The organism is Pantoea sp. y20 (assembly GCF_054903455.1).
Window position 1 is genome coordinate 982,934 of the sequence record NZ_CM142816.1, and the last position, 24,965, is coordinate 1,007,898.

Genomic DNA, 24,965 nt, shown 5'->3' on the forward strand with positions numbered 1-24,965 from the left:
AAAGAATTTAATTATTGAGCGGCGTATTTAATAGCAGGAGGTGATGTGTCGCTGTTTATTCTATTTTAAAAAAAATATTTTTAATGAGGATTATCAGTGAAGAAAGGAGGCGGCTGGCCGCCCCCTTAAACATCAGGATTTCGGGAAAATCCACACATGGTTTTCCGGCAAAGCCAGATGGCAATGCTGCGGATCGCGCACCTCGCTGCCATAAGCGCGAATGACAAAATCATCGCCCTGGGTGCGGAACAAATATTCCCAGCGATCGCCCAGATACATGCTGGTGAGCAGCGGCAGTTCCAGCTGATTTTCGCCCGGCCCCTCGACCAGTTTCACCCGCTCGACGCGGATCACCGCCGTGGCTTCCTGGCCGTTTTGCACGCCTGCGCCCGCCAATCCCCACAACGCCCAGCCTTTGCCCTCGATGCGCGCTTTGCCGTCGCGCAGCTCGGTGATTTTGCCGTGCAGCCGGTTGTTGCTGCCCATAAACTCGGCGGTGAACAGGGTTTTTGGCGAGCCGTACATCTCCTGCGGCGTGCCTTGCTGTTCGATTTTGCCGTTATTGAGCAGCAAAATACGGTCGGAAATCGCCATCGCCTCATTCTGGTCGTGTGTCACCATCAGCGCCGACAAGCCCAGTTTGATGATCAGCTCACGCAGGAACACGCGCGCCTCTTCGCGCAGCTTGGCATCCAGATTCGACAACGGCTCATCCAGCAGGATCACCGGCGGGTTGTAGACCAGCGCACGACCAATTGCCACGCGCTGCTGCTGACCGCCAGAAAGCTGGTGCGGATGGCGTTTACCAAGGTGGCCTAACCCCAACTGCACCAACACATCCTGCACGCGTTGGGTGATCTCCGCTGCCGCCACTTTGCGCAGCTTTAACGGATACGCCACGTTCTCGAACACGGTTTTGTGCGGCCACAAGGCGTAGGACTGGAACACCAACCCCAGATTACGTTCTTCCGCTGGGATCTCACTGCGCGGCGTGCCGGCGTAAACCGTGTTGTTGCCAATCACAATCGTGCCTTGCGTTGGCTTCTCCAGCCCGGCGACCGCACGCAGCAGCGTGGTTTTGCCGCTGCCGGACGGACCAAGCAGAGAAACCACTTCGCCGCGCTGCAAATTCATCGACACGCCTTTCAGCACCGGATTGTCGCCGTAAGTTAAGTGCAGGTTCTCGACCGATAATTCAATCATGTAATTTGACTCCAAATCGCAAGGCAATACCCAAACCGACCACGACCAGCAGGATGTTAATAAACGAGAGTGCGGCGACGATATCTATCGCGCCCGCCGCCCACAGGGAAACCAGCATGGAGCCGATGGTTTCCGTGCCGGGCGAAAGCAGGTACACGCCGGTGGAATATTCGCGCTCGAAAATCAGGAACATCAGCAGCCATGAGCCAATCAGGCCGTAACGGGATAACGGAATGGTGACGTGACGCGTGATCTGTCCGCGCGTGGCGCCGGTGCTGCGCGCCGCCTCTTCCAGTTCCGGCCCGACCTGCAGCAGCGTGGACGAGATCAGACGCAGGCCATACGCCATCCACACCACGGTATACGCCAGCCAGACGCTGAAGATGGTGCTGCGCAGTGACCGCAGCCAGACGATCAGGTTATCGCGCAGCCACTGCGACCAGACGAAATCAGACAGCCAGCCCGATTTGAGCGAGTTATCCAGCCACATCGGCAGGAACAGGAACACCCAGAGAAACGCCAGGCCTGCCAGCAAGCCCGGCACCGCACGCGGTACCAGCACGCTGTAGTCGAGAAAGCGCGTGGTGTTATCGGGTTTGCGGTGCATGGCGATGCCGATAAACAGGTAACACACCACCGCCAGCGCGCCGCCAATTACCCCAATCGCCATCGAGTTGACGATGGCGCGCAGCAGGTTAGGCTGCGCCCAGATGGTCTGGAAAGTTTTGATCGACAGCTCATCCCAGATTGAGACGCCAACGCCCCAGTTTGAGATAAACGCACGCAGCACCACGCCCAGCAGCGGCACGCCAATGGTCACCGTCAGCCAGAAGGCGACAACCGCGCCCGCCACCCAGCGCCATTTGCCCAGCGGCAGCGCACGCGCCTGCGAGGCTTTGCCTTTTACGGTGACAAAGCGATTGGCGGTGCGCATCAGGCGGCGTTGCAGCATCACCAGCGGGATGGTGATACAGATCAGCACCACCGCCACGGCAGCCATCAGATGATAAGAAGGCGTGCCGAGTTTATTAGTCAGTTGGTAGAGATAGGTGGCCAACACCATGTTGCCTTCGGGATCGCCCAGCACCAGCATCAGGCCGAACACCTCCAGCCCGAGGAAGAACAGCAGCACGGTGGCATATAGCATCGAAGGACGCACCATCGGCAAGCTCACCGCCGTCATCACCTGCAGCGGTGTCGCACCCGCAATACGCGCCGCTTCTTCAACATCCGATCCCACGCTGCGCAGTGCAGAAGAGATATACAGATAGGCGTGCGGGACGTGCGTTAGCCCGGCGATCACCACAATGCTCGACATGTCGTAGATATTCCACGGCACAAAACCGAACAGCGATTGCGCCCACAGCGAGAAGAATCCCACCGGGCCCGCCGCCACCACGTAACCAAAGCCGAGTACCATCGGCGAGACAAAAATTGGCACGAGGATCAGCGGCTCAATGATGCGTCGGCCGGGCAGATCGGTGCGCACCATCAGAAACGCCAGAATACCGCCCAGCGGAATGGCGATGATCACCAGCCCGAAGGCGAGAATAAATCCGCTGCGCAGCGCTTTATAGAAGTCGGGATCGGTGAAAATAAATTCAAACGACTCAAGGCTCCACGCTTTCGACGGCGAAAAGAACGGGGCGGACAAGAAACTTTGTATCACGATAAACGACAGCGGAACGTAGATAACCAGCGCGGTTATCAGCACCACAACGCCGCGCGGCAGGCTTTGCCACTTTCTCTGCAATGCACGCATATTGAGACCCTGAATGGCGAATCAGATAACAGAAAGAGAAGCGCGACGCAGCGGCCGCGCTTCGGTACTGCCGTTATTTACCGGCGGCTGTGCGCCACTGTTTGATGTAATCCAGACGTTTTTTCGGTTGCAGATATTCCAGCAGGCTTTCATCAACCGGGATCGGTTTCAGCGCGTTACCTAACATTTTGGTCAAACCATCAATGTCATTTTTGCCTTCAATATCGTTGCGCAGGGAAGGGATGTCGGCCTGATTGGCCAGAATGCTTTGCCCTTTTTCAGACAGCACGTAATCGAGCCACAGCTTAGCCGCATGGCTGTGTTGCGCTTGCTGGCTGATGAACGAGACGCGTGACAGCACCAGCGTGTAATCCTTCGGATAAGCGATGCCCAGCGATGGATCGGTTTTGGCGCGCGCTTCGGCGTAAGAACCCAAAATGTTAAAGCCAATCAGGTTTTCGCCGGATGAAACCCTTTCCATCATGGTGCCGGTGGAAGACTGCACGGCTAAACCGCCTTTCGCCACGTCGGCCAGGGTTTTGAAGTAGTTGGGGTCGGCTTTGGCATCCTGTACTGAGAGCATGAAGCCGAGGCCCGATTTCTCAATATCGTAGGTGGTGACTTTGCTCTTGAATTTGTCGGTCTGGCTGGCGATCAGCTTGGCTAACGCAGCGTGCGAATCGGGCACGTCACCGGCCGGGATCATGCGCTTGTTGTAGATAAAGACCACCGGTTCGTAGGTGGTGCCGTACGCCTTGTTATTCCACACCGCCCACTTCGGCAGCTGCGCCAGTTCAGGGGATTTGTACTCCTGCGCGTAGTCGGTCGCCAGCTTCAGGCCGGTATCCATTGAGGAGCTCCACACCACATCGCCGCTGGTGCCACCCGAAGCTTGTTCACTGATAAAACGGTTGTACAGCTCGGTGCTGTTCATATCGTTATATTCAACTTTGATGCCGGGATAAGTGGCCTCAAAGCCTTTGACCAGCGGCCCGGCGGCTTTGATGTCGGTGGTGGAGTAGACCACCACTTTGCCCTCTTTGGTGGCGGCATCAATCACGCTTTGGTAGTCCGAAGGGTAACCTTGCGGCGGAGCCGCTACGGCTGACATTGAAACAAACACAGTGGCGGCAATCAGAGACAGAGGAAAAGTGTTCGACATTATAATTAACCTTTTAGTTACATTTGAGGAACTAAAGGTCAACATAGCCGATCGCCTTTTCCACACAAGAGGTGACGGATTGTTATCTTCACGAAGTGTGATTGTTGGCGTCGTTTAGGCAATTAACACCATAAAAACCACAAGTGGCCGCGCGCGGAATTTGCGCGTGATCACAGGATTTTGCGGTACAGCCGTCGCGGGTGGCCGATATTGCCGTACTGCATCTCGACGCCAATAAATCCGATCTCTACGCAATATTCGAGGTAGCGGCGGCCGGTGGTTTTGCTGATGCCGATGTTTTCTACCACCTGTTCAACCGACCAGCTGCTGTGCGGTGCTGCGTTAAAAAAGCCTTTCACCCGTTCCAGCGTAATCGACTCAATGCCTTTGGTGGATGGCGCGGCAGGCGCGTCACTGGCTGGCAGGTTGAACAGCTTATCCAGCGCCTGTTGATCGACATTCTTCATCTGGCGCAGGGTCTGCACCAGCAGCATGAAGCGCTCCAGCGACGCGCGCAGGCGATGGAAAAACACCGGTTTCAGCAGGTAGTCAAAGGCGCCGCTGCGCATCGCGTGGCTACAGGTTTGCATGTCGCTGGCGGCGGTGATGAAAATCACCGAACACTCAAAACGCTTCAGCAGCGGGTCATCAATCAAGGTTACGCCCTGACCATCCGGTAAATAGTTGTCGAGCAGCAGCAGGCGTGGCTGATGCGCAGCAATCAGCGCGCGCGCCTGCGCCAGCGTCGCGGCAATGCCGACCACACGCAGATGAAAGTTCTGCTCAATATATTCACGATGCAGATCGGCCAGATGCGGCTCATCTTCCACAATCACCACATCAAGCGGCTTAGCATTATTCATGGGAAAGTCCTGTTAATGCGGCGGGCTGGAACGGAATAAACACCGAGAAGATGGTTCCCTGCGGTGAGTTGTCGCTGATCTCAATGCTGCCGCCCGCCTGCTGTACATAACCTGCCGCCAGATAGAGGCCGATGCCATGCTCTGCACCGAACATATCGTCTTCGCTGGACGGCTTGCTGGTGACGCCTTGCTCAAACAGATGCGGTTTAATGCTGTCATCGATGCCGCAACCCTGATCGGCCACTTCGATTAACAGCTCCTGATTACGGCCAGAAATATACAATTCTATCGGGGCGGCGGGCGTTGTGGCATTGAGCGTGGCGTCGACGGCGTTATCCAGCAGATTACCAATCACCGACATCAACGCCGTTTCACTCAGCGCGGCAGGAATGCGGCTCAGCTGGCAGGCCGGATCAAATTTCAGCTCCACGCCTTTTTCCCGCGCACTGACATATTTCCCCAGCAGCAGCCCACAGAGCGCGGGTGAGGTGAAGCGCGCCGAGACAAAATCCAGCACCTGCTGCGCGCCAGCTGATTGCGCGTGGATGTAGCGCATCGCGTCGTCGTAACGCTGCATCTGTAACAGGCCGACCAGCGTGGCGGTCCAGTTCAGCTGTTCATGACGCATGATGCGTAAATTATCCGCATAGCGTTTCACCTGGCTCAGCTGGCTGCTCAGCGTATTGATGTCGTTTTTATCGCGGAAGCTGCATACCCAGCCGCCAGGCTCGCCGGGTTCCAGCTCGATCGCCACCCGGTTAACGATCACCTGACGCTGATTGAGCACGGTAACGTGATCGTGAGTTTTCACCTCATGCTGGCGCAAAAAAGCCGCAGGAATCTGCAACACTGCATCCAGCGGTTTTCCCAGCAGTTCACTCTCACTCTGCTGAATATCCAGCAACTCGCGTGCGGCGCGGTTGATGAGAATCAACTGCCGCTCCGCGTTGACCGCAAACACGCCTTCATACATCGCTTCCAGCAGCGCTTTTTGTTGCAGCACCAGCAGGGCGATATCCTTCGGCTCCAGCCAGAACATCTGTTTTTTCAGGTTGCGACTAAACATCCAGGAAAAAATAAACAGCAGCAACAGCAGCGCCACGCCATACAAACTGGCCTGCCACAGCAGGCTAACGTTGATATTGGCAATATAGGAAGTGAGATAACCCACCGAGACAATGCCAATCACCTGATGCTGGGCATTTAAGATTGGCGCCTTGCTGCGCAGCGACACGCCGATGCCGCCTTTGCGCACCGAAATAATGGTTTTGCCCTGCAGCACCTCGGCATTGTCACCGCCAATCATCGGTAAATTGAGGCGCTCCGGTGATTCCGAGTGGTAGAGATGGTGTTCTTGCGTGTCGCCAATCACGATATAGCTGGCATCGCTTTGGTTGCGCAGCGGCTGAATCAGCGCGGCGATGCCAGCGAAATCGCGGCGCGCTACTTTCTCTGCCAGGCCGGGCATCAGCGCAATTTCACTGGCTTGCACCCGTGCGCGCTGTCCCAAATCGTGATGCAGCTGGCGATCGATAAAATGAAACAGAATAGTGCCCAGCAAGGCGAGTAGCAGGCAGGAAAACAGCACCAGCGACAGAAAGAGTTTTACCTGGAAAGATAATCTGCGTTTCATACAACCTGCAGTAAAGAGAAACTGGAGAGAGGCGTGGCTGGAGACTAGCACGCGAAAATGCGTGCCGTGACACGCTATCTTCAGAGTTGTGAGCTGGCTTCAATCCCGGCGCGGCTTAGGCGCTGGTTACTGTTGGCACCATGTCAGCGATATTCCCATCTTATTCCTGGTATTCGCCTGCTGTGGCGCTAATCAATCGGCAAAAAATCAATTCACCACGGCTAATCTATGCGCCGTTATTTAATCCAGCCTTTCTCTGAGTAAATTCCGGTTTGGCCTGGCAACCATTGACCTTATAACCCGGAGTGGTGAGAATGCCGGGAAAAGTTTTGAATTAGATCGCAAATTTTGGGCATTAAGCCCGTTGCAGTGCGACCGCAAGCGCCGCACTGAATTAACGCCACTTGCACTCATCGGAACGCAAAAGACGCGCCGAAGTAATAAAAGTGCAGGGCACACAGCAAATATCGTTAATGTCGTGACGTTCGTTGAGAAGGCCCGTCTGTTGATGCACCTACTCAGCCCCGGTCGGCATTTCTTGTTTTTGGTGATGAGCGCGATAAAAACGCCAGCGTTTTTTTACGCTCATTACCAGACAGATAAAAATTTAATTTAGGTTCGCCGTGAATGACGTGGTGACGCTATTAAGCCAAATCACCGCAAGATAAAACGTAACTGGCTGAAAATTAACTGAACTCTTACGAGCGCAGCGCAGCCTTTTTATGCCTGAAAAATGGGTTTATGCGTAGTCAGTAAACAGGTAGCTGCAAGCCTGGGGCGGTAGCCTGCCTGTTTTACCTGCTGAAAGCAGAATAAATCTGCACGGTTTATTTGGCGATTATCTTATTTAGCGATCTTTTTACAGAGAATTAAAGGCCAGTTTTATTTGACCTGAGGAAACTCTGAAATAGACAGGCAATAAATGTTAAGCCGGGCGCAAGCAACGTGCACTGTTAATCACTGCAATGTTCAGCAAATATTTTTCTGCCCGCAACTTTTTACTCCGACAGAGTCCAGAGGTTATATGCAAAATCCCGTTAACGACGTTTTGATCAGCGTCATCGTGCCGGTGTATAACGCCGCGGCGTATCTGGAGCGATGCATTGACAGCCTGCTACAGCAGGAAGAAAGCCGTTTTGAAGCGATCTTTATTAATGACGGCTCCAGCGATAACTCGCTCGCGATATTACAGAATTACGCCCATTACCCACATTTTCACATTATCGACAAAACCAACGGCGGCGTTTCGTCGGCGCGCAATCAAGGCATTCGCGCCTCGCGCGGCAAACTGCTGTGCTTTTTAGACGCCGATGATTTTCTGCCAGCCAGCGCATTTGCCACCTATGTGCGGCTGATGCAAAACAACATCGCCATGGTGGGTGGGGAATCGCAGCACTTCACGCCGCAAGGCGATCCGCTCGATTTCCCGGCCAACAGCAGTGACGTGCGCCAGTTGACCGCTTCGGCGGCGATCAACGATCTGCTCTATTTCAATCCGCGTCACGGCATCTGCGACAAGGTGTTTCGTGGTGATGTGATTCGTCAGCATCAGCTCACCTTCAACGAGGAGATTTATAACTTCGAAGATCTGCTGTTTGTGGTCAATTACCTGCACCTGCAACAGGATCGTCAGGTGATCTTCACCCAGCAGGTGGTTTATTACTATGTGGAATCCACCAACTCCGCCACGCGATCGGCGTTACGCGAAAAGCATTTCTCCTTTGCGCGTTCGTTTAATGGCATGCAGGCGTTTTTATCCGCGCAGCATAGCCGCTGTTATTACCATCTCTATTTAAAAGTGACCTCGTCTTATATCTATAAAGCGCTGCACAGCGACGGATTCAGCCGCGCCTTTATTGATGAATATATTTCGCTCTACCGTCGCAGCTTCAAGTCCTATTTCACATCAGGATTGATGCTCAATCCGTGGAGCCTGTACTTTGCGCTGTTTTTTGTCAGTCCACGACTGGTATCGCGTCTGCGCCGCCTGGCACAGAAATAAACGCTGAGGTTGAGTTGTGAAAGATAAATTAAAAAATTCTATGTGGATGATCGCTGAAAAGCTGATTGCGGTGTTCGGCCTGATATTTGTCACCTCTTATGTGGCGAAATATGTGGGGCCCACCACCTTTGGCATTATCTCGATTTCGATGCTGGTTTTTCAGTTCATCCAAAGCATCGCGCTGATGGGCAGCGATGTGATTCTGCTGAAACGCTTATCGCAAAATCATCACTCCGGCATGCGCTTAATGATGGCGACCTTTCTGCTGGTGTTAGTGATTTACGGCATTCTGGCAGCCAGCGGCATGCTGATTATGGGCGAAGAGTGGAGTGCTGAAGCGCGGGTATTTGTCTGCGCAGCGGCGATTGCCTGTCTGTTTTCTTCGCTCGATCTGGTCAATATCTACAACGAGGCGATGCTTAATGCGCGCCTGAATGTCATCGCCAATCTGGCGGGGCTGGCGATCAGTTTAACCGTGCGCTTCTTTATTTCGTATTACGGTTTGGATCCGCAACTGTTGTCGATTCCGATCGTACTGGCGACCTTTATTCCTTTTGCCATCAAACTGACGATATTCCTGAAATACCATCGTCAGGTACCGATTCCGGCACTGCGCCAGATGAAGAAATATTCCCGCTATATGGTGGCGTCCGGTATTTCTCTGGTGTTTTCCGTGATTGCGGTGGCGATTTATACCCGCGTTAACCAAATCAGCGTGTCGTATTTCCTTGGTGTGAAAGAGGCGGGGATTTTCTCTGTCGCGCTGACGCTCGCCACCGCGTGGGTATTTTTACCCAATGCCTTGCTGGCTTCCTTTTTTCCGGCGTTCTTTGCCGAACGTGACGATCGGCAATCGATTATCAAAGCACAGAAATTACATCTGCTGGTGATTGGTGTCTCGTCGCTGGTGATTCTGGCGATTTGGTTATTGTCCGGATGGTTTATCCGTGACTTTTACGGTGCGGAGTATCTCGATGCGGTAGCGCCAACGCTGTTACTCAGCGTGGGTGCGATGTGCGCGGTGCTAAGCAGCGTGATGGATCGTTTCATTATTAAGTACAACGGATATCGCTATTTAGTGAAGAAAACCTTCGTGGTGTTATTAATTTGCGTGGCCTCCTCTTTATTGTTGGTTCCTTATTTCGGTTTAAATGGCGCGGCCATGAGCGTGGTATTAACCGAGTTTTTATCTTTCTCCCTGCTTAATTACTTTTTCCCTGCTCAACCCGTAATGCGTATTCATCAAATTTTTATCAATCCCAGGAAACTATGGCTGTTATTTAACAATATCAAAACCTCAGACAGTAAAGAGAGTTTATCATGAATGAAAAACCCCTATTTAGTCTTATCATTCCCGTCTATAACTCACAAAAAACCATTAAACGTACTTTACTGAGCGTGCTTAAACAGACGTTCAGCAGTTACGAAGTGATTGTGGTTAATGATGGCAGCAGCGATTCAACCGCGAATATTCTGCAGGAGTTTAGTGCTTATTCGCAGGTCACGGTAATTCACCAAATTAATGCCGGTGTCAGCGCCGCTCGAAATAGCGGAATGCAGCAAGCCAGCGGTGAATATGTGTTATTCCTCGATGCGGATGATTGGGTGGATGATAACTTCCTGATGATCTTCAAACAGAATCTCGATGCCTGGCCAGCGGAATCTGTCGATTTGATGGTGGGCAACCTCAACGACAACCGCGTGGGCAAAGTGTCGCAGGCGGGCTTCTTCAGTCAGGAGGACATTCCTTATGTGCTCGGTGAGTTGGAGATGAGTGATAACATCGGTTATCTGCATAACAAATGTTATCGCCGTCAGATTATTGAGGAGTTGAACCTGCGCTTTTTGGAAGGTATCTCCATGAGCGAAGATTTGCTATTTAACCTTAAATTCTTCAGCTGCATTAGCAATTTTCTGGTCACGCCGGGTGCGGCTTATCATTATGAAGACGTGGCGGGTTCATTATCGAAGCGTAAAGTGCAATACAGTGAACTGAAAGTACGTAAACAGTTTCTCACCGCACTGTATGATTCGATCATCAGTAAATATCAGGCCAGCGATCTCGACTATTTCCTTAAAGGCATCTCCAAACGTGTGCTGGCGCTGGATATGCAAATCGTGACCGCAATGTATCACTCATCGTTTTCACCTGCGGATATTGCCCAGGAAATTGATCAAATAAAGCGGGGTAAATACTCAAAAGGTATTTTCATCCTGCTGAATAAAAATGAAAAATTGAAGTACATGATTATGAATTTGAATACACTCACAGCGTACTATTTTCTTTATGCACTCTACAGAATGCGCGCATTCTAATTAAATTCTCCCGGCGTTAGCCTCTGGACGCATTTGCTGTATCAGAGGCTAGTGGCCGGGGTAGTTGCTCTTTATGTCATCTGCACTACCCGTGGTAACAGCCCAGCGTTGCCACACCTTTCCACTTTCCTCACGCCTTTCTGCTGACTCCCCGTTACTCCTTCTTGCACTCATTCCGCGTCTCATGTCAAATAGCGCCCCATGCAATCGATTGCGCGCATGTTTCGTGCATTTACTGCGGCGCAAAACATCAGGATGCGTGAATTTCATCTCATGAAGCGTCATCCTTTGCGTTCCGGCCGGGCGGAGCAGCCCACGCCATGATTGGTAGCCATCTTTGTGGCTGCATGTTGATAAAGCTTGAAATTCTGGAGAGACAGATGGACAACTCACAAACCGGTACGCTTGGCACCGTAGAAACGGCGGCTAAGGGCTGGCGTAAGAGTGATACCGTGTGGATGCTGGGTCTGTACGGTACGGCGATTGGTGCGGGCGTGCTTTTCCTGCCGATTAACGCCGGTGCAGGCGGGCTGATTCCGCTGATTATCATGGCGATTCTTGCCTTCCCGATGACCTATTACGCGCACCGCGCGTTAACGCGCTTTGTGCTCTCCGGTAAAAATCCCGGCGAAGACATTACCGAAGTGGTGGAAGAGCACTTTGGCGTGGGCGCGGGCAAGATCATCACCTTGCTCTACTTCTTTGCTATCTATCCGATCCTGCTGATGTACAGCGTGGCGATCACCAACACCGTTGATAGCTTTATCGTGCATCAGCTGGGGCTGGTTTCGCCGCCGCGTGCGCTGCTGTCGCTGATTCTGATCATCGGCATGATGACGGTGGTGCGCTTTGGCGAGCAGATGATTGTGAAAGCGATGAGCATACTGGTATTCCCGTTTGTGGCGGTGCTGATGCTGCTGGCGGCTTATCTGGTACCGCACTGGCATGGTGCAGCGCTGGAAACGTTGTCGTTAGATGCGAATGTAAGCGGCCACGGCATTCTGATGACGCTGTGGCTGGCGATTCCGGTGATGGTGTTCTCCTTTAATCATTCGCCGATTATCTCCTCTTTTGCTGTTGCCAAGCGCGATGAGTACGGCGCAGGCGCGGAGAAGAAATGTTCGCGCATCCTGGCGAACGCCCATCTGCTTATGGTCGTGACGGTGATGTTCTTTGTGTTCAGCTGCGTGCTGAGCCTGTCGCCAGCCGATCTACAGGCGGCGAAAGATCAGAACATCACCATTCTGTCCTATTTAGCCAACCACTTTAATGTACCGATGATTGCGTGGATGGGGCCGATTGTGGCGATGGTGGCGATCACGAAGTCATTTCTCGGGCATTATCTGGGGGCGCGTGAAGGGTTTAACGGCATGGTGGTGAAGTCGCTGCGCAGCCGCGGTAAAACCGTCACGCCGCAGCGTCTGAATCGCCTGACCACCGCATTTATGCTGCTGACCACCTGGCTGGTGGCGACGCTGGACCCCAGTATTCTGGGCATGATTGAAACGCTGGGTGGGCCGATTATTGCGATGATTCTGTTCCTGATGCCGATGTATGCCATTCAGAAAGTGCCGGCGATGCGTCAGTACAGCGGAAAAATCAGTAACGTGTTTGTGGTGATCGTTGGCGTGCTGGCGATTTCGTCGATTGCTTATTCGCTGGTCAGCTAAGCATATATATCAGAAAGGTCGCCAGGCATGGCGACCTTGTCATCATTACACCGCAGCCGTTTTAAACACACTCATCGACTGCGCCAGGCGATCCGCCTGTTCCTGCAACGCCTGCGACGCCGCTGAGGCTTCCTGCACCAACGCGGCATTCTGCTGCGTCACCGCCTCCATCTGCGTAATCGCTGAGTTGATCTCGCTAATCCCGCTACTTTGCTCGCTGCTGGCAATGGTGATTTCGCTCATAATATCCGCCACGCTCTTCACGCTGTTGACCACTTCACCAATCGTTGAACCGGCGTGCGTCACCAGACGGCTACCTTCATCCACCTGCGCGACCGAATCCTCAATCAACACCTTGATCTCTTTCGCGGCAGATGCCGAACGTGCCGCCAGATTACGTACTTCGGTGGCTACCACGGCGAAACCACGGCCTTGCTCACCGGCGCGTGCGGCTTCGACCGCGGCGTTAAGGGAAAGTATGTTGGTCTGGAAGGCGATGGAGTCGATCACGCTGATAATATCGACAATCTTCTTCGAAGAGAGCGTAATGGCTTCCATCTTCTCGATCACCTGTTCCATCACCACGCCGCCTTGCTTCGCCACGTTGGAGGTGTTGGCCACCAGCTGATTAGCTTCCCGCGCGTTTTCGGCGTTGTGCTTGACGGTGGCGGTCATCTGTTCCATCGCCGATGCGGTCTCTTCCAGCGAGCTGGCCTGCTGTTCAGTGCGTGATGAGAGATCGATGTTACCGCTGGAGATTTGATTCGAGGCGACAGCGATGGTATCGGAACCGGCGCGCACATCGGAAACGATAGTGAGCAGATTGTCGTTCATCGCCTGCAGCGCCTGCATCAGCACGGCGGTTTCATCTTTACCGCTGATTTCAATGTGCGAACTGAGATCGCCTGCCGCGACTTTCCCGGCGATTTCCACCGCTTCATTCAGCGGACGCACAATTGAACGCGTTAGCATAAAGCCTAATACGATGGAGGCTGCAATGGCGAGAGCGGAGAAGATTAGCGTCATCTCAATAGCGGATGAGCCGTTATCAATAATCTTCGCGCCTTCTTGCTGTAACTGCTGCGATTGCGAATCGGCAAACGCCACCGCGCTTGCCAGGAAAGCGTTTTGCGTATCGGTAATGGATTTCAGTACATAGGTGCTGGCGGCGTCTGCATCGCCAGCGCGTACCAGCTCAATCAGCTGATGTTTCTCGGCCTCGAATTTGTCACTGGCCGCCAGCAGCCCGGCGATTTTCTTTTTACCCACTTCGGTAACCTGTATCGCTTTGATTTTATTCATCGCGTTGTTGGTATGCTCAGTGGCTTCGGCAAGTTGCTGGTAACGTTTAACGTTATTTTCCGGACGCGTGGTATCAATCACGATGCCACGCAGATATTTAATTTGATCGTTAACACCGTCACGGACGTCAAAACCGAGACGCACTTTTACGTAACGGTCTTCCACAATCGACGTAATACCGGTTTTGATGTTGTTAATTTTGGTAATCGACGTGATGCCGACAATGACTAACAGTGCCACCACTAAACCAAAGGCGATGCCCAAACGGACGCCGACCTTCATATTCTTTAAGCTCAACATTGGTTCTCCCCGTAATGCCAAAAATTGATGTTTTCAAGACGGAAAAGCAGGCAAGGTGCCCGCATCAGGTTGATGTTTTCTAAGGTAAAAATGGTTACGCAGCGTGACAAATCTGGTATGGCAGCACCCGCGCAAGCGCTATCTGTTATCGGTTGTTAATGTTTTAACTTTAATTTTTTAGAGATGCGTCACGGTTTGGTTAATGACGTTAACCTTGATTTTTGACTAGATGGGAAAGTTAGGCGGGAGGATCCTGGTTGAAGGGGCGCCAGGAATGGCGTAATGCCGATCAGTTAAGCACCTTATCAAATCACCGCACATTCCGTAGCGGCGCGATTTATCGCGCAATGAATTGCGCCGCTACAAGGTGTGCTCTGGTAATTAAGGGTTTTCAGGTCTTAACTGACAAGCATTACGCTATGAACGGTGGCGTTACAATAATTAACGCGGCTTTTTCAGCACGCCGTGGATCACATTCGACAGCTCGTTGATTTCGAACTTCGCCACGTAACCATCGGCACCGACTTTACGCACGTGATCTTCGTTGGCGCTGCCGGAGAGTGAAGAGTGGATCACCACCGGAATCTGGCGCAGGTTGTTATCGCGTTTGATGTTGCGCGTTAAGGTAAAGCCATCCATCTCCGGCATCTCGAGATCGGTCAGCACCAGCGCGATCTTGTCGTGGATCGACTCACCGTTTGCAGCCGCTTCTTTCTGCATCTCGTTAATTTTGATCCAGGCTTCCAGACCGGTGTTGTGCATAATCGCCGGGATGCCCATGCTTTTCAGGCCTTGCTCCAGCAGCTGACGCGCCACTTTGGAATCTTCCGCCACAATCGCCACCTGGCCCGGCTTCAGATTGAAGTCTTTGGCGGTCTCTGCGCTTGGCTCAACGCCGCGCACTGAAGGAATGATGTCATACAGAATCTGCTCAACGTCCAGCACCATCGCCAGATTATTGCTTTGGCCGTCGGTATCCAGACAGGCGATGCTGGTGATGTTGCGGCTACCGATGCCCGCTTCCGCCGTGTGCACCTGGCTCCAGTCGAGACGCACAATGTTCTCCACCGATTCCACCGCAAACGCCTGAGTGCTGCGCGCATACTCGGTCACCAGCAGCAGGTTAAGGCCGGTTTCTGGTTTGCAGCCGGTGACGGCGGGCAGATCGATAACCGGAATAAACTGGCCGCGAATACTCGCCATGCCAAGCAGCGGCGATTGCATGCCAGCGGCGCGGGTGATGGTGGGCATCGGCACGATTTCACGCAGTTTAAATACGTTGATGCCGTACAGCTCAGATTTGCCTTTCAGCTGATCGGAACCCAGTCGGAACAACAGCAGTTCGAATTTATTGGAAAGCGCAAGGTTGGCGCGTTCATCGATCTCTTTCTGAAAATTATCCATCATGGCCTCGGAGCAGATCTGGGCTGAGTAAAGGGCAGGGCAATATCGCCATGATTAACTTATCGGCAGAAGAGAAAAAAAATGAAGGGGGAGATAACGGAAATTTTAGCGTGAGAGCGATCGCCCTCACGCGGGTACCCTTTACTTCAGCAGAATGGCGCGTACGCTTTTGCCTTTGATCTTGCCCTCTTTCAGCTTGATCAGCGCTTTCTTCGCCTGAGCGGCGTCGATGGCAACATAGGCGTGGGTGGCGGTCATATCGATCTTGCCGATCTGGTCGCCGCTGAATCCGGCTTCACCGGTCAGCGCGCCGAGAATATCGCCCGGACGGATTTTGGCTTTGCGGCCGCCATCAATGCACAGCGTCATTTTGGTCGCCGGCAGCGATTTGGCGCTGGTGCCTTTCAGCGAGCTGGAGGAGACCCAATTGAGCTTCTGCTGCAGATACTCTTCCAGCGCATTGGCGCGCACCATTTCGTCGGGGGCAACAAAGCTTACCGCCAACCCTTTCTCACCGGCGCGACCGGTACGGCCGATGCGATGAATGTGCACTTCCGGATCCCACGCCAGCTGGAAATTCACCACCAGCGCCAGCGATTTAATATCCAGACCGCGTGCAGCGACGTCGGTGGCGATCAATACGCGGATGCTGCCGTTGGCGAAGCGAATCAGCACGCGCTCACGATCGCGCTGCTCCAGATCGCCATGCAGCGCTAACGCACTGATATCACGCTCGTTCAGCGCGGCAGCAACGTCGTCACACTCGCGCTTGGTGTTACAGAACACCACGCAGGAGGCCGGTTGTTGCTGGCTGAGCAGCGCGCCGAGCAGGCTGTGGCGCTCTTTGGCGCTGGCTTCAATAAACTGCTGCTCGATGGTCGGTAACTCGGTTTTATCTTCGGTGGCGACTGCCAGCGCATCGCGCTGAAAACGCTGGCTGAGACTGGCGATGGTATCCGGCCAGGTGGCAGAAAACAGCAGCGTCTGGCGCGTTTCCGGCGTAAAGCCGATGATCGCTTCCATATCGTCGCGGAAGCCCATCTCCAGCATGCGATCGGCTTCATCCAGCACCAGCGTTTGCAGCTGGCTGAGATCAAGGTTGTCGCGCTTCAGGTGATCGAGCAAACGGCCCGGCGTGCCGACCACGATATGTGGCGCATGCACTAAAGAATCACGTTGCGCGCTCATCGGCTGGCCGCCGCACAGCGTCAGAATTTTGATGTTGCGGGTAAAACGCGCCAGCTGACGCAGCACGTTGCTGACCTGATCGGCCAGTTCACGCGTCGGGCACAGAATCAGCGCCTGGGTGTGGAACTGGCTGTTATCGATGCGGTTCAGCAAACCCACGCCAAAGGCGGCGGTTTTGCCACTGCCGGTTTTCGCCTGCGCACGCACGTCGCGCCCTTCCAGAATCGCGGGCAGGGAAGCGGCCTGAATCGGCGTCATGGCGTCGAAACCCATCTCGCGCAGGTTATCGAGTTGGCTGGCGGGCAGTTGCGTCAGGGTAGAAAAAGCAGTCACGGGAAAGTCTCTAATTGCGGGTAGGATGGCGGCGGTCAGTCTGGCAGAAAGGGGCGTCATCGGCAATGGCAAAAGCGCTTCTGCTGCCTGCCTGAAAACCGTTAGTGTTATTGCAGGCTGGTCTCGTTTTTATACGCATACTGTTGCGAAGTTCTAATGCTTTTATGGTTGATTTTATTCTGGAATGAAGGCGCTAAACCTCGACATATTCAACGAAAAAGGAGAATTAGCGTTATTAAACAAGCATTATCAGGGTTTGTTAATGCTTACTTATAAGTATTGTGCTAATGAATGGCTTCGCTTAGGTAAAATTCTGATTAAAACGAATAGCCGATTTGCTTTATATTTACCCCGCCGTTTGGCTAATCAGTAAATACCCATAATATTTCAGAGGTCATTTCATTGAGTCATTATGTCCAGGGACAAAACGAAGACATTCTGAAAATCGTCGGCCGCGCCGTGTTAACGCTGCATCTGCATGGAGAAACCTTATCTTCGGATAAAGTCAGCTCTATGATTGCCTGTTACGCGGAAGAAGAGCCTGTCAGCGACGATGAAAACCAGCGGCTGTATGCGCTGGCGATTCAGATGCTTTCGTAAAATCCAGCACTCACCGGGTGTGCGCATGCTGCCTGTTTATGTCGTACGTAAAGCCTCCTTGCGGAGGCTTTTTTGTTGGGTGCCTTCAGCCACAAGCTGCATACCATTGTAGCTGCGCAATTTATTGCGCTATGTCGTGAAGGGCGCGGTGCCGCCATTAATACGCGCGATAAATCGCGCCGCTACGGGAATGTGCGATTTTTGGGCTTACGCACTGAACACTGGCAATCCGCGGTGGAAGGTGGCGCGGACCGGGGAGATGCGGGCAACGGCTTCGGCGGAGCAGCTGGCCTCGACCAGCATCATGCTGGCTTCATCGTCGACCTTCGGCCACTGACGTTCGCCCTGATTCGACAGCGGCAAAATCCCGCCGGTGGCGATATGCAGCGCGCGGCTCAAACCGAACTCATCGGAACCGCGATACAGCTGCGCGTACAAATTGGCTTTCTCCAGCATGCTGCCGGTGCCAAACGGTGACCAGTGATCGATCACGCTGTCCGTGCCGGTCATCACCGTGATGCCCGCCTCCTGCAGCTGCGGCAGCGGCATGGTCAGTTTGCCAATCGGAATGGTCGACGCCACGCTCATCTGCTGCTCGGCCATGCCCGCAATCATCTGATCCAGCGCTTTGCCTTCCAGCGTGCCGAGCGCAAAACCGTGGCTCAGCGTCACTTTGCCCTTCAGCTGCGGGTTTTTCGCGATGGTGTCGATCATGTACTGAATGGCCGCCACGCCGGATGGCGAGGTTTCGTGCAGATGGATATCCACGCCGCGCTGGAAATCGAGGGCGATCTGGAACATCGCATCCAGCGACGCCTGCATCGCGCCATCCACGTTGGTGGGATCGAGCCCGCCGACAAACTGCACGCCCATCTGCATCGCTTCACGCATCAAGCCATCAACCTTCGAGTGCAGCAAACCGTGCTGCGGGAAGGCAACGATTTCACACGGGAATTCCGCATGATTCGCTAGCGCCAGCTTGAGATGCTCAAGGCTTTTCAGGCCGCTAACCGGATCGATATTGCAGTGGCTGCGCGCTTCGGTGGTGCCTTTGCTGTGCAGCAAACCAATGATCGCTTCGGCACGCGCCTGCGACGTCGGCAGCAGTTGCGGGATCAGCACCTGTTCGCGCGCAATCATATCCATGATGGTTTTGCCCTGACGTGGACGCGGCGCTTCCCACGGACCACCGTAAAAGGTTTTGTCGAGATGGATATGCATATCGCGGGTGCGCGGCAGCAGCAGGGCGCCGTTGGCATCCCACTGAGGCAGATTGGTGTTGCGCGCTTTGCCTGCGGCATCAATCGCCGCGAAAGTGCCGTCTTTGATGGTGATGTCGTACAGCGCGGTGCGCGTGGCGATCACCTCTTTACCGTCGCGCTCAAAGCCCTCTTCGAGGCGGACATTGAGCAGCTGGTAGTGCGCAACGCGCGGTGGCGGCGTGTGCGGCTGTGTGCTGTTAGCGAGCAGCGGTGAAGCGGGTGCAGCGTAGCTGATGCCGGCGGCCAGCAGGCTTCCGGCGGCGGTCAGACTGAGAAATTCACGACGGCTGGGAGAGGTCAGTTGCATCAGAGGTTCCATCAAACGAGAAACGCTTAATCTGGCAAAACTCAACGCAGCGCGCTGCGATATTTGCCACTGGTTAGCAGTGGAAAAATCACTGCCACTGCAGCTGACAAAAGGTCACCAGCGCGGCGGCCAGCGCCTGCTGCAGTTCGTTCTGCGGCGCACGGCAAAATAGCGCCAGTTCAAAATGGTTGATGGTGGGTAAACCATCGGCTTCCCCTAATACGCGATGCTCAGGCAAGCGGCAGCTGGCGGGCAGCAGCGTTAAGCCCAATCCGGCGGCGCTGGCGCTGGCGAGCGCCACCAAACTGGCGCTGCTGTAGCTGATGCGCCAGCTGCGGCCGAGGCTATCCAGCGTCTGCGCCATCTCCTCGCGATATAAACCGAGCTGCGGGAACACCACCAGCGGCACCGGCGTTTGCTCAAAGCAGGGATGTGCGGCGCTGTCCAGCCACAGCAGCGGCTCGGGGCGCGCAGCCAGCGGACGTTCACCGCCCGGCTGTTTGATCAGCATGATATCCAGCTCCTCACGCTGCCAGGCGCGATGCAAATCGACATACATGCCGCTCATCACATCAAGGCGCAGTTGCGGATGATCGCGGCTGAACTCCGCCAGCAAACCGGCGGTCGGCGCGGCGAAATCTTCCGGCACGCCAAGGCGCAGCACGCCGTCGCGCCATTTATCGCTCAGCACGTCGTGCGCTTCGCCGTTTAGCGCGATGATGCGGCGCGCATAGCCCAGCAGCTTCTCGCCCTCTTCGGTGAGCGTCACCTGATGCGATGTGCGCTGTAGCAGCGGTTTACCGATCATCTCTTCCAGCCGACGCACCTGCTGGCTGACGGTGGATTGCGACAGATGCACGCGATCGGCGGCGCGGGTGAAGCTGGCGGTTTCGCACACCGCGACAAAACTCAGCAGTTGCTGCGGGGTGAACATCGGCTGACGATTCATTTTTCCACTGATCACTATGGTGTTATTTCATTTCCAAATAGTAACAACTGCTGCGATGCTGACAACCTCTTTGCAGCTGGATTGTGTATGAATCGACATTTCAACGGATTAACGCTCGCCGCTTTGGTATTGGCTGGGCTGAATATGCGACCGTTACTCACTTCTCTTAGTCCATTACTCGGCCAGCTTCGGCAGACGATGGGACTCTCTTCACTGGCGGCTTCGCTGCTGCCTGCGGTACCGATGGTGATGATGGGCGCGGTCGCGCTACTGAGCGCTTCGCTGATGCAGCGCGTGCTGCTGCAACGCTTGCTGCTGGCCGGATTGACGCTGCTGCTGCTGGCGCTGGCGGCGCGTGGCGTGATCCACGACGGCAGTTGGCTGGTGGTCAGCGCGCTGTTTGGCGGCCTTGGCGTGGGCGTGGTACAGATGGCGATGCCGGGCCTGATTCGTCAGCGCTTTGCGCAGCGCAGCGCGCCGGTCACCGGATTGTGGGCCGGTGCGCTGATGGGCGGCGGCGGTTTGGGGGCGGCGTTATCGCCGTGGCTCAGCGATCATTTGGGCGAGCCGCTGGCGCTGAGCGGCTGGGCGCTGCCGGTGCTGCTGGCGATTGGATTGTGGTTATATGTGCGGGTGCCAACCGCCGCCAGTACGGAAAACGTTGCGCTGCCGTCGCTGTGGCGCACGCCGCGCGCCTGGACGCTGGCAATCAGTTTTGGCCTGGTGAACGGTGGTTACGCTACCTGCGTTGCCTGGCTACCGGATGCCTATCATCATCTTGGCTGGTCGGCGCAAGCCGGCGGATCGCTGCTCGGCGCAATGATTCTCTGTCAGGTTGCGGGCGCGCTATTGATGCCGCTGCTGGCGCGTATGGCGGATCGGCGTCCGCAGCTGATTATCAGCCTGGTTTGTCAGCTGATCGGCATGAGCGGCTTTCTGTTTGCCCCGCTGTTCGCGCCGTGGCTGTGGGCGGCGATTGCCGGATTTGGTCTGGGCGCGGCGTTCCCGCTGGCGATGGTGCTGGCGCTTGATCACCTGCCGCATCCGCAGGCCGGTGCGCGGCTGGTGGCGTTTATGCAGGGCGCGGGCTTTATCATCGCCGGCTGCATGCCGTTTATCGCCGGTCAGCTGCAGGCATTAACCCACAGTTTTTCCAGCGTCTGGCTGATGCAGGCGGCGGTGACGGTCGGGCTGATTTTGCTGAACCTGCGCTTTCATCCGCGCAGTTATGGTCGGGCCTTTGGCCGGACTGCGGCGTAATTGGTCCTACCAAAAGATTCAAATGTGGCCGCGTCGTCACATAACATGAAAAATCCCGCCTGTTTCGTTGCATCGAAATAACAAAGCATTAACCATTCTCCTCCATCAAGCCCGCCACGCTGCATTTTGGTCCTACCAATGCAGCATGGCGGGGGAGCCTTTCTCAGGATAATGCGATGACCGAAAATACGCTGCGGGCGCGGCTCTGCGCCTGGATTACCGAGCATCAGCTGGAGCCGGGGATGCGGCTGCCGTCCGAACGCGCGCTGGCGGCCGAGTTCGGTTCATCGCGATCGTCACTGCGCGAGGCGATCCAGCAACTGATCAGCAGCGGCGTGTTGATCAGTAAACGCGGTGGCGGCACCTGGCTACGTCAGCCGCAGCAACCGTGGTCGGAACAGCGCATCGTAGAGCCGATTCGCCAACTGCTGGCTGAGGATCCCGATTATCGCTACGACATCCTTGAAGCGCGTCACGCAATAGAGGCCAGCACCGCGTGGCATGCGGCGTTGCGCGCCACCGAAGCCGATAAAGAGCGGCTGGCTTACGCCTTTGATGCGCTGCTGAAGATTAAGCAGAGCGACGATGCCGATCTCGCGGCGCAGGCCGATCTGCGTTTTCATCTCGCCATCGCCGAAGCCTCGCACAATGTGGTGCTGCTGCAGACCATGCGCGGCTTTTTCGATCTGTTGCAATCCTCGGTGCTGCACAGCCGTCAGCGCATGTATACCCATCCGGTGATTTTTAATCGTCTTAACGAACAGCATCAGGCGATGTTTGATGCGGTGATGGCCGGTGATGCGGAAACGGCGCGCCAGGCGGCGATGGATCATCTCGGCTTTGTTCACACCACTATGAAAACCCTGCATGAAGATGAGGCGCGCCAGGCGCGTATTACGCGTCTGCCGGGCCACCAACCTCAGCACAAGGAAAATAACGGATGATCATTTCTGCTGCCAGTGACTATCGCGCCGCGGCGCAACGCATCTTGCCACCGTTCTTGTTTCACTATCTGGATGGCGGCGCTTACGCCGAGCACACGCTGAAGCGCAATGTCGCCGATCTCTCCGACGTGGCGCTGCGCCAGCGCGTGCTGAAAAACATGTCGGAGTTGAGCCTCGAAACCAAGCTGTTCAACGAAACCCTGTCGATGCCGGTGGCGCTGGCGCCGGTCGGCTTGTGTGGCATGTATGCGCGCCGCGGTGAAGTGCAGGCGGCGCGCGCGGCGGCGCTGAAAGGGATTCCGTTTACGCTCTCAACCGTGTCGGTTTGCCCCATCGAAGAAGTGGCGCCGGCCATTAATCGTCCGATGTGGTTCCAGCTCTATGTGCTGCGCGATCGCGGCTTTATGCGCAACGCGCTGGAGCGCGCCAAAGCCGCCGGCTGTACCACGCTGGTGTTCACTGTCGATATGCCGACGCCGGGCGCACGCTATCGTGATGTGCACTCCGGCATGAGCGGCCCCAATGCGCCGCTGCGTCGATACTGGCAGGCGGCAACCCATCCGCAATGGGCGTGGGACGTTGGTTTACATGGCCGTCCGCACGATCTCGGCAATATCTCTACCTATCTCGGCAAACCGACCGGGCTGGAAGATTACATCGGCTGGCTGGCGAACAATTTCGATCCGTCGATTTCCTGGAAAGATCTGGAGTGGATTCGTGAATTCTGGGATGGCCCGATGGTGATTAAAGGCATTCTCGACGCGGAAGATGCGCGCGATGCGGTGCGATTTGGTGCCGATGGCATTGTGGTGTCGAATCACGGCGGGCGTCAGCTGGACGGCGTGCTGTCGTCGGCGCGCGCGTTGCCGGCCATTGCCGATGCGGTGAAAGGTGATATTACCCTTCTCGCCGACAGCGGGATTCGCAGCGGGTTGGATGTGGTGCGGATGATCGCCCTCGGTGCCGACAGCGTGCTGCTGGGACGCGCATTTGTCTATGCGCTGGCAACGCACGGTCAGCGCGGCGTTGAAAATCTGCTCAACCTGATTGAGAAAGAGATGAAAGTGGCGATGACGCTGACCGGCGCGAAATCGATCAAAGAGATTACGCAGGCTTCGCTGGTGCAGGCTAACGCGCTGTTGAGCGAGGCGGGCTTGAGTCCCGCGCGTCCACGCGCCGTGAGCTAATCCAGCAGAATGAGTCATGTTGTCTATACTCAATAGCTGTCGAACACAACAGGAGGAATGACATGACCATTCATAAGAAAGGATCGGCCCATTGGGAAGGCGACATTAAAGGCAAAGGTACGGTAAGTACCGAAAGCGGCGTGTTGAGCAATCAACCGTACGGTTTCAATACCCGTTTTGAAGGCCAGAAGGGCACTAACCCGGAAGAGCTGATTGGTGCTGCGCACGCCGCTTGTTTCTCAATGGCGTTGTCATTGATGTTGGGCAATGAAGGGCATCCGCCAACAAGCATTGATACCACCGCGGATGTGTCGCTGGATAAAAAGGGCGACGGTTTTGCCATCACCAAAATCGCGCTGACCAGCGCCATCGTCTTACCGGGCATTGATGACGCGAAGTTTGATGAGATCATCCAGAAAGCCAAAGCGGGCTGCCCGGTTTCTCAGGTACTGAATGCTGAAATCACGCTCGACTACACGCTGAATAAATAATCGCCCAAATGGGTGACCAGCGTTAGAATCAACGGTGCGCCTTAGGGCGCACCGTTGCTTTCTGTCGTCTGGAGGATGCGTGGCAAAAAAACTGGCTGCAACCAAACACTGGAAAATGATCGTGGTGCTGTTGTGCATCTGCGGGGCGCTGATGCTGATTCGCTGGGCAGCGATGATATGGGGATGAAAGAGTGGATCAGCAGCCACAAGCTTGGCGTGTTGGTGATGGTGATTTTGGTGCTGGAGTTACTGCACTACCTGCTCACGGCGTCATGGTTCCCATGGCAGATTGGCTAATCAATCAGGCGTACTCACCGTCTGTCTGGCGTACGTTACGCGCACTGCTGCGCGCAATGCGATACGCCTTGCGTGGATCGCCCGCCACGAACTCAAACGTGGGCGAGAAATAGAATGGCAGCCAGCCGCCGAAGCCGCTTTCCCATTCCCAACGTACGGGGCAGGGCCAGAGAATGCCATCATACAAAATGTAATAAACCCAGCGTCCGTTTGGACGACGGGGGCGAGATGTTTTCATTGGATTCACAACGATGATAGTGAAAAGCAGCTTATATTTTGAACGCTACAACCCATTCTTGCAATGCCGTTTGGCTACTATTTGCGCAACTTTAATCAAGCTGGCACCGAATTAACGGTGCACTTCGCCACAAAGTAAGACCACATTTGGCCGCACTTTATGGATGCGATCGGCCATCTGCTCACAGGCCACTTTGGTCGGATAGATACGCTCCGAAACCGGTAAGGCATCACAGGCATCATGCCCACATGCGCTCACTAATAAAACAAAACCAATCAGCATAATCAGACTC

Annotated in this window: 22 protein-coding genes; 10 read left to right on the top strand and 12 right to left on the bottom strand. The window is 54.9% G+C overall.

What is annotated here, in order from left to right:
* Nucleotides 1-132 precede the first annotated feature (132 nt).
* From ACYAC5_RS04455 to ACYAC5_RS04475, 5 genes are all read right to left on the bottom strand, one after another.
* Nucleotides 133-1,203, bottom strand: a complete 1,071-nt coding sequence (locus tag ACYAC5_RS04455) for an ABC transporter ATP-binding protein (RefSeq protein WP_217547452.1) — start codon at nucleotides 1,201-1,203, stop codon at nucleotides 133-135.
* A complete protein-coding gene (locus tag ACYAC5_RS04460; protein WP_101762505.1) occupies nucleotides 1,196-2,965 on the bottom strand; it encodes an ABC transporter permease in 1,770 nt (589 codons plus the stop codon). The genes ACYAC5_RS04455 and ACYAC5_RS04460 overlap by 8 nt, the downstream gene beginning before the upstream one ends.
* A 73-nt stretch (nucleotides 2,966-3,038) precedes the next feature.
* Complete coding sequence (locus ACYAC5_RS04465; RefSeq protein WP_137385230.1) at nucleotides 3,039-4,127, bottom strand: ABC transporter substrate-binding protein; 1,089 nt, start codon at nucleotides 4,125-4,127, stop codon at nucleotides 3,039-3,041.
* A 170-nt stretch (nucleotides 4,128-4,297) separates the two neighbouring features.
* Nucleotides 4,298-4,990: a response regulator gene (locus ACYAC5_RS04470; RefSeq protein ID WP_110867792.1), complete on the bottom strand. Its 693-nt coding sequence runs from the start codon at nucleotides 4,988-4,990 to the stop codon at nucleotides 4,298-4,300.
* Nucleotides 4,983-6,623 (bottom strand): ATP-binding protein, encoded by a 1,641-nt coding sequence (locus ACYAC5_RS04475; RefSeq protein ID WP_462062466.1) that lies wholly within the window; start codon nucleotides 6,621-6,623, stop codon nucleotides 4,983-4,985. The genes ACYAC5_RS04470 and ACYAC5_RS04475 overlap by 8 nt, the downstream gene beginning before the upstream one ends.
* Before the next feature lie 1,024 nt (nucleotides 6,624-7,647).
* Between ACYAC5_RS04475 and ACYAC5_RS04480 the strand changes: the two genes are divergently transcribed.
* From ACYAC5_RS04480 to ACYAC5_RS04495, 4 genes are all read left to right on the top strand, one after another.
* Nucleotides 7,648-8,625, top strand: a complete 978-nt coding sequence (locus ACYAC5_RS04480; RefSeq protein WP_222233056.1) for a glycosyltransferase family 2 protein — start codon at nucleotides 7,648-7,650, stop codon at nucleotides 8,623-8,625.
* Between the two features lie 16 nt (nucleotides 8,626-8,641).
* Nucleotides 8,642-9,949, top strand: coding sequence for an oligosaccharide flippase family protein (locus ACYAC5_RS04485; protein WP_192415371.1), 1,308 nt, complete (start codon nucleotides 8,642-8,644; stop codon nucleotides 9,947-9,949).
* A complete protein-coding gene (locus ACYAC5_RS04490) occupies nucleotides 9,946-10,941 on the top strand; it encodes a glycosyltransferase family 2 protein (RefSeq protein ID WP_101762499.1) in 996 nt (331 codons plus the stop codon). The genes ACYAC5_RS04485 and ACYAC5_RS04490 overlap by 4 nt, the downstream gene beginning before the upstream one ends.
* A 380-nt stretch (nucleotides 10,942-11,321) precedes the next feature.
* A complete protein-coding gene (locus ACYAC5_RS04495) occupies nucleotides 11,322-12,611 on the top strand; it encodes an HAAAP family serine/threonine permease (protein WP_280172506.1) in 1,290 nt (429 codons plus the stop codon).
* Nucleotides 12,612-12,656: 45 nt separating this feature from the next.
* Here ACYAC5_RS04495 and ACYAC5_RS04500 read toward each other — a convergent pair whose 3' ends face one another.
* From ACYAC5_RS04500 to dbpA, 3 genes are all read right to left on the bottom strand, one after another.
* Nucleotides 12,657-14,213: a methyl-accepting chemotaxis protein gene (locus tag ACYAC5_RS04500; RefSeq protein ID WP_110867787.1), complete on the bottom strand. Its 1,557-nt coding sequence runs from the start codon at nucleotides 14,211-14,213 to the stop codon at nucleotides 12,657-12,659.
* Nucleotides 14,214-14,654: 441 nt separating this feature from the next.
* Nucleotides 14,655-15,617, bottom strand: a complete 963-nt coding sequence (locus ACYAC5_RS04505) for a chemotaxis protein (protein WP_008105989.1) — start codon at nucleotides 15,615-15,617, stop codon at nucleotides 14,655-14,657.
* A gap of 141 nt (nucleotides 15,618-15,758) precedes the next feature.
* Nucleotides 15,759-17,138 carry an ATP-dependent RNA helicase DbpA gene (dbpA, locus tag ACYAC5_RS04510; protein WP_101762496.1) on the bottom strand — a complete coding sequence of 460 codons (1,380 nt, stop codon included), beginning with the start codon at nucleotides 17,136-17,138 and terminating at the stop codon, nucleotides 15,759-15,761.
* A gap of 402 nt (nucleotides 17,139-17,540) precedes the next feature.
* Between dbpA and ACYAC5_RS04515 the strand changes: the two genes are divergently transcribed.
* Nucleotides 17,541-17,738, top strand: a complete 198-nt coding sequence (locus tag ACYAC5_RS04515) for a hypothetical protein (protein WP_039333073.1) — start codon at nucleotides 17,541-17,543, stop codon at nucleotides 17,736-17,738.
* A gap of 207 nt (nucleotides 17,739-17,945) precedes the next feature.
* Here ACYAC5_RS04515 and ACYAC5_RS04520 read toward each other — a convergent pair whose 3' ends face one another.
* Nucleotides 17,946-19,307, bottom strand: coding sequence for an amidohydrolase family protein (locus ACYAC5_RS04520; protein WP_462062471.1), 1,362 nt, complete (start codon nucleotides 19,305-19,307; stop codon nucleotides 17,946-17,948).
* Nucleotides 19,308-19,395: 88 nt separating this feature from the next.
* Nucleotides 19,396-20,256, bottom strand: coding sequence for a LysR family transcriptional regulator (locus ACYAC5_RS04525; protein WP_462062473.1), 861 nt, complete (start codon nucleotides 20,254-20,256; stop codon nucleotides 19,396-19,398).
* Between the two features lie 87 nt (nucleotides 20,257-20,343).
* On the opposite strand from ACYAC5_RS04525, the gene ACYAC5_RS04530 reads away from it, so the two are divergent.
* The 5 genes from ACYAC5_RS04530 (at nucleotide 20,344) to yniD (ending at nucleotide 24,325) form a co-directional block, all read left to right on the top strand.
* Complete coding sequence (locus ACYAC5_RS04530; RefSeq protein WP_462062475.1) at nucleotides 20,344-21,516, top strand: cyanate transporter; 1,173 nt, start codon at nucleotides 20,344-20,346, stop codon at nucleotides 21,514-21,516.
* A gap of 176 nt (nucleotides 21,517-21,692) precedes the next feature.
* Nucleotides 21,693-22,460: a transcriptional regulator LldR gene (gene lldR / locus ACYAC5_RS04535; RefSeq protein WP_101762492.1), complete on the top strand. Its 768-nt coding sequence runs from the start codon at nucleotides 21,693-21,695 to the stop codon at nucleotides 22,458-22,460.
* Nucleotides 22,457-23,647: an FMN-dependent L-lactate dehydrogenase LldD gene (gene lldD / locus ACYAC5_RS04540; protein ID WP_192415365.1), complete on the top strand. Its 1,191-nt coding sequence runs from the start codon at nucleotides 22,457-22,459 to the stop codon at nucleotides 23,645-23,647. Before lldR ends, lldD begins: the two co-directional genes overlap by 4 nt.
* Nucleotides 23,648-23,709: 62 nt before the next feature.
* Entirely contained in the window at nucleotides 23,710-24,138 is a 429-nt protein-coding gene (locus ACYAC5_RS04545; protein ID WP_101762490.1) for an OsmC family protein, read from the top strand.
* 79 nt (nucleotides 24,139-24,217) lie between these two features.
* Nucleotides 24,218-24,325 (top strand): small membrane protein YniD, encoded by a 108-nt coding sequence (gene yniD, locus ACYAC5_RS04550; RefSeq protein WP_021507251.1) that lies wholly within the window; start codon nucleotides 24,218-24,220, stop codon nucleotides 24,323-24,325.
* A gap of 114 nt (nucleotides 24,326-24,439) precedes the next feature.
* Here the strand turns inward: yniD and ACYAC5_RS04555 are convergent, their stop codons facing one another.
* The gene (locus tag ACYAC5_RS04555) at nucleotides 24,440-24,673 is read right to left on the bottom strand and encodes a hypothetical protein (protein ID WP_110867781.1); all 234 of its coding nucleotides are present in this window, start codon (nucleotides 24,671-24,673) and stop codon (nucleotides 24,440-24,442) included.
* Between the two features lie 111 nt (nucleotides 24,674-24,784).
* Nucleotides 24,785-24,955: a hypothetical protein gene (locus ACYAC5_RS04560; protein WP_007887091.1), complete on the bottom strand. Its 171-nt coding sequence runs from the start codon at nucleotides 24,953-24,955 to the stop codon at nucleotides 24,785-24,787.
* Nucleotides 24,956-24,965: the final 10 nt, after the last annotated feature.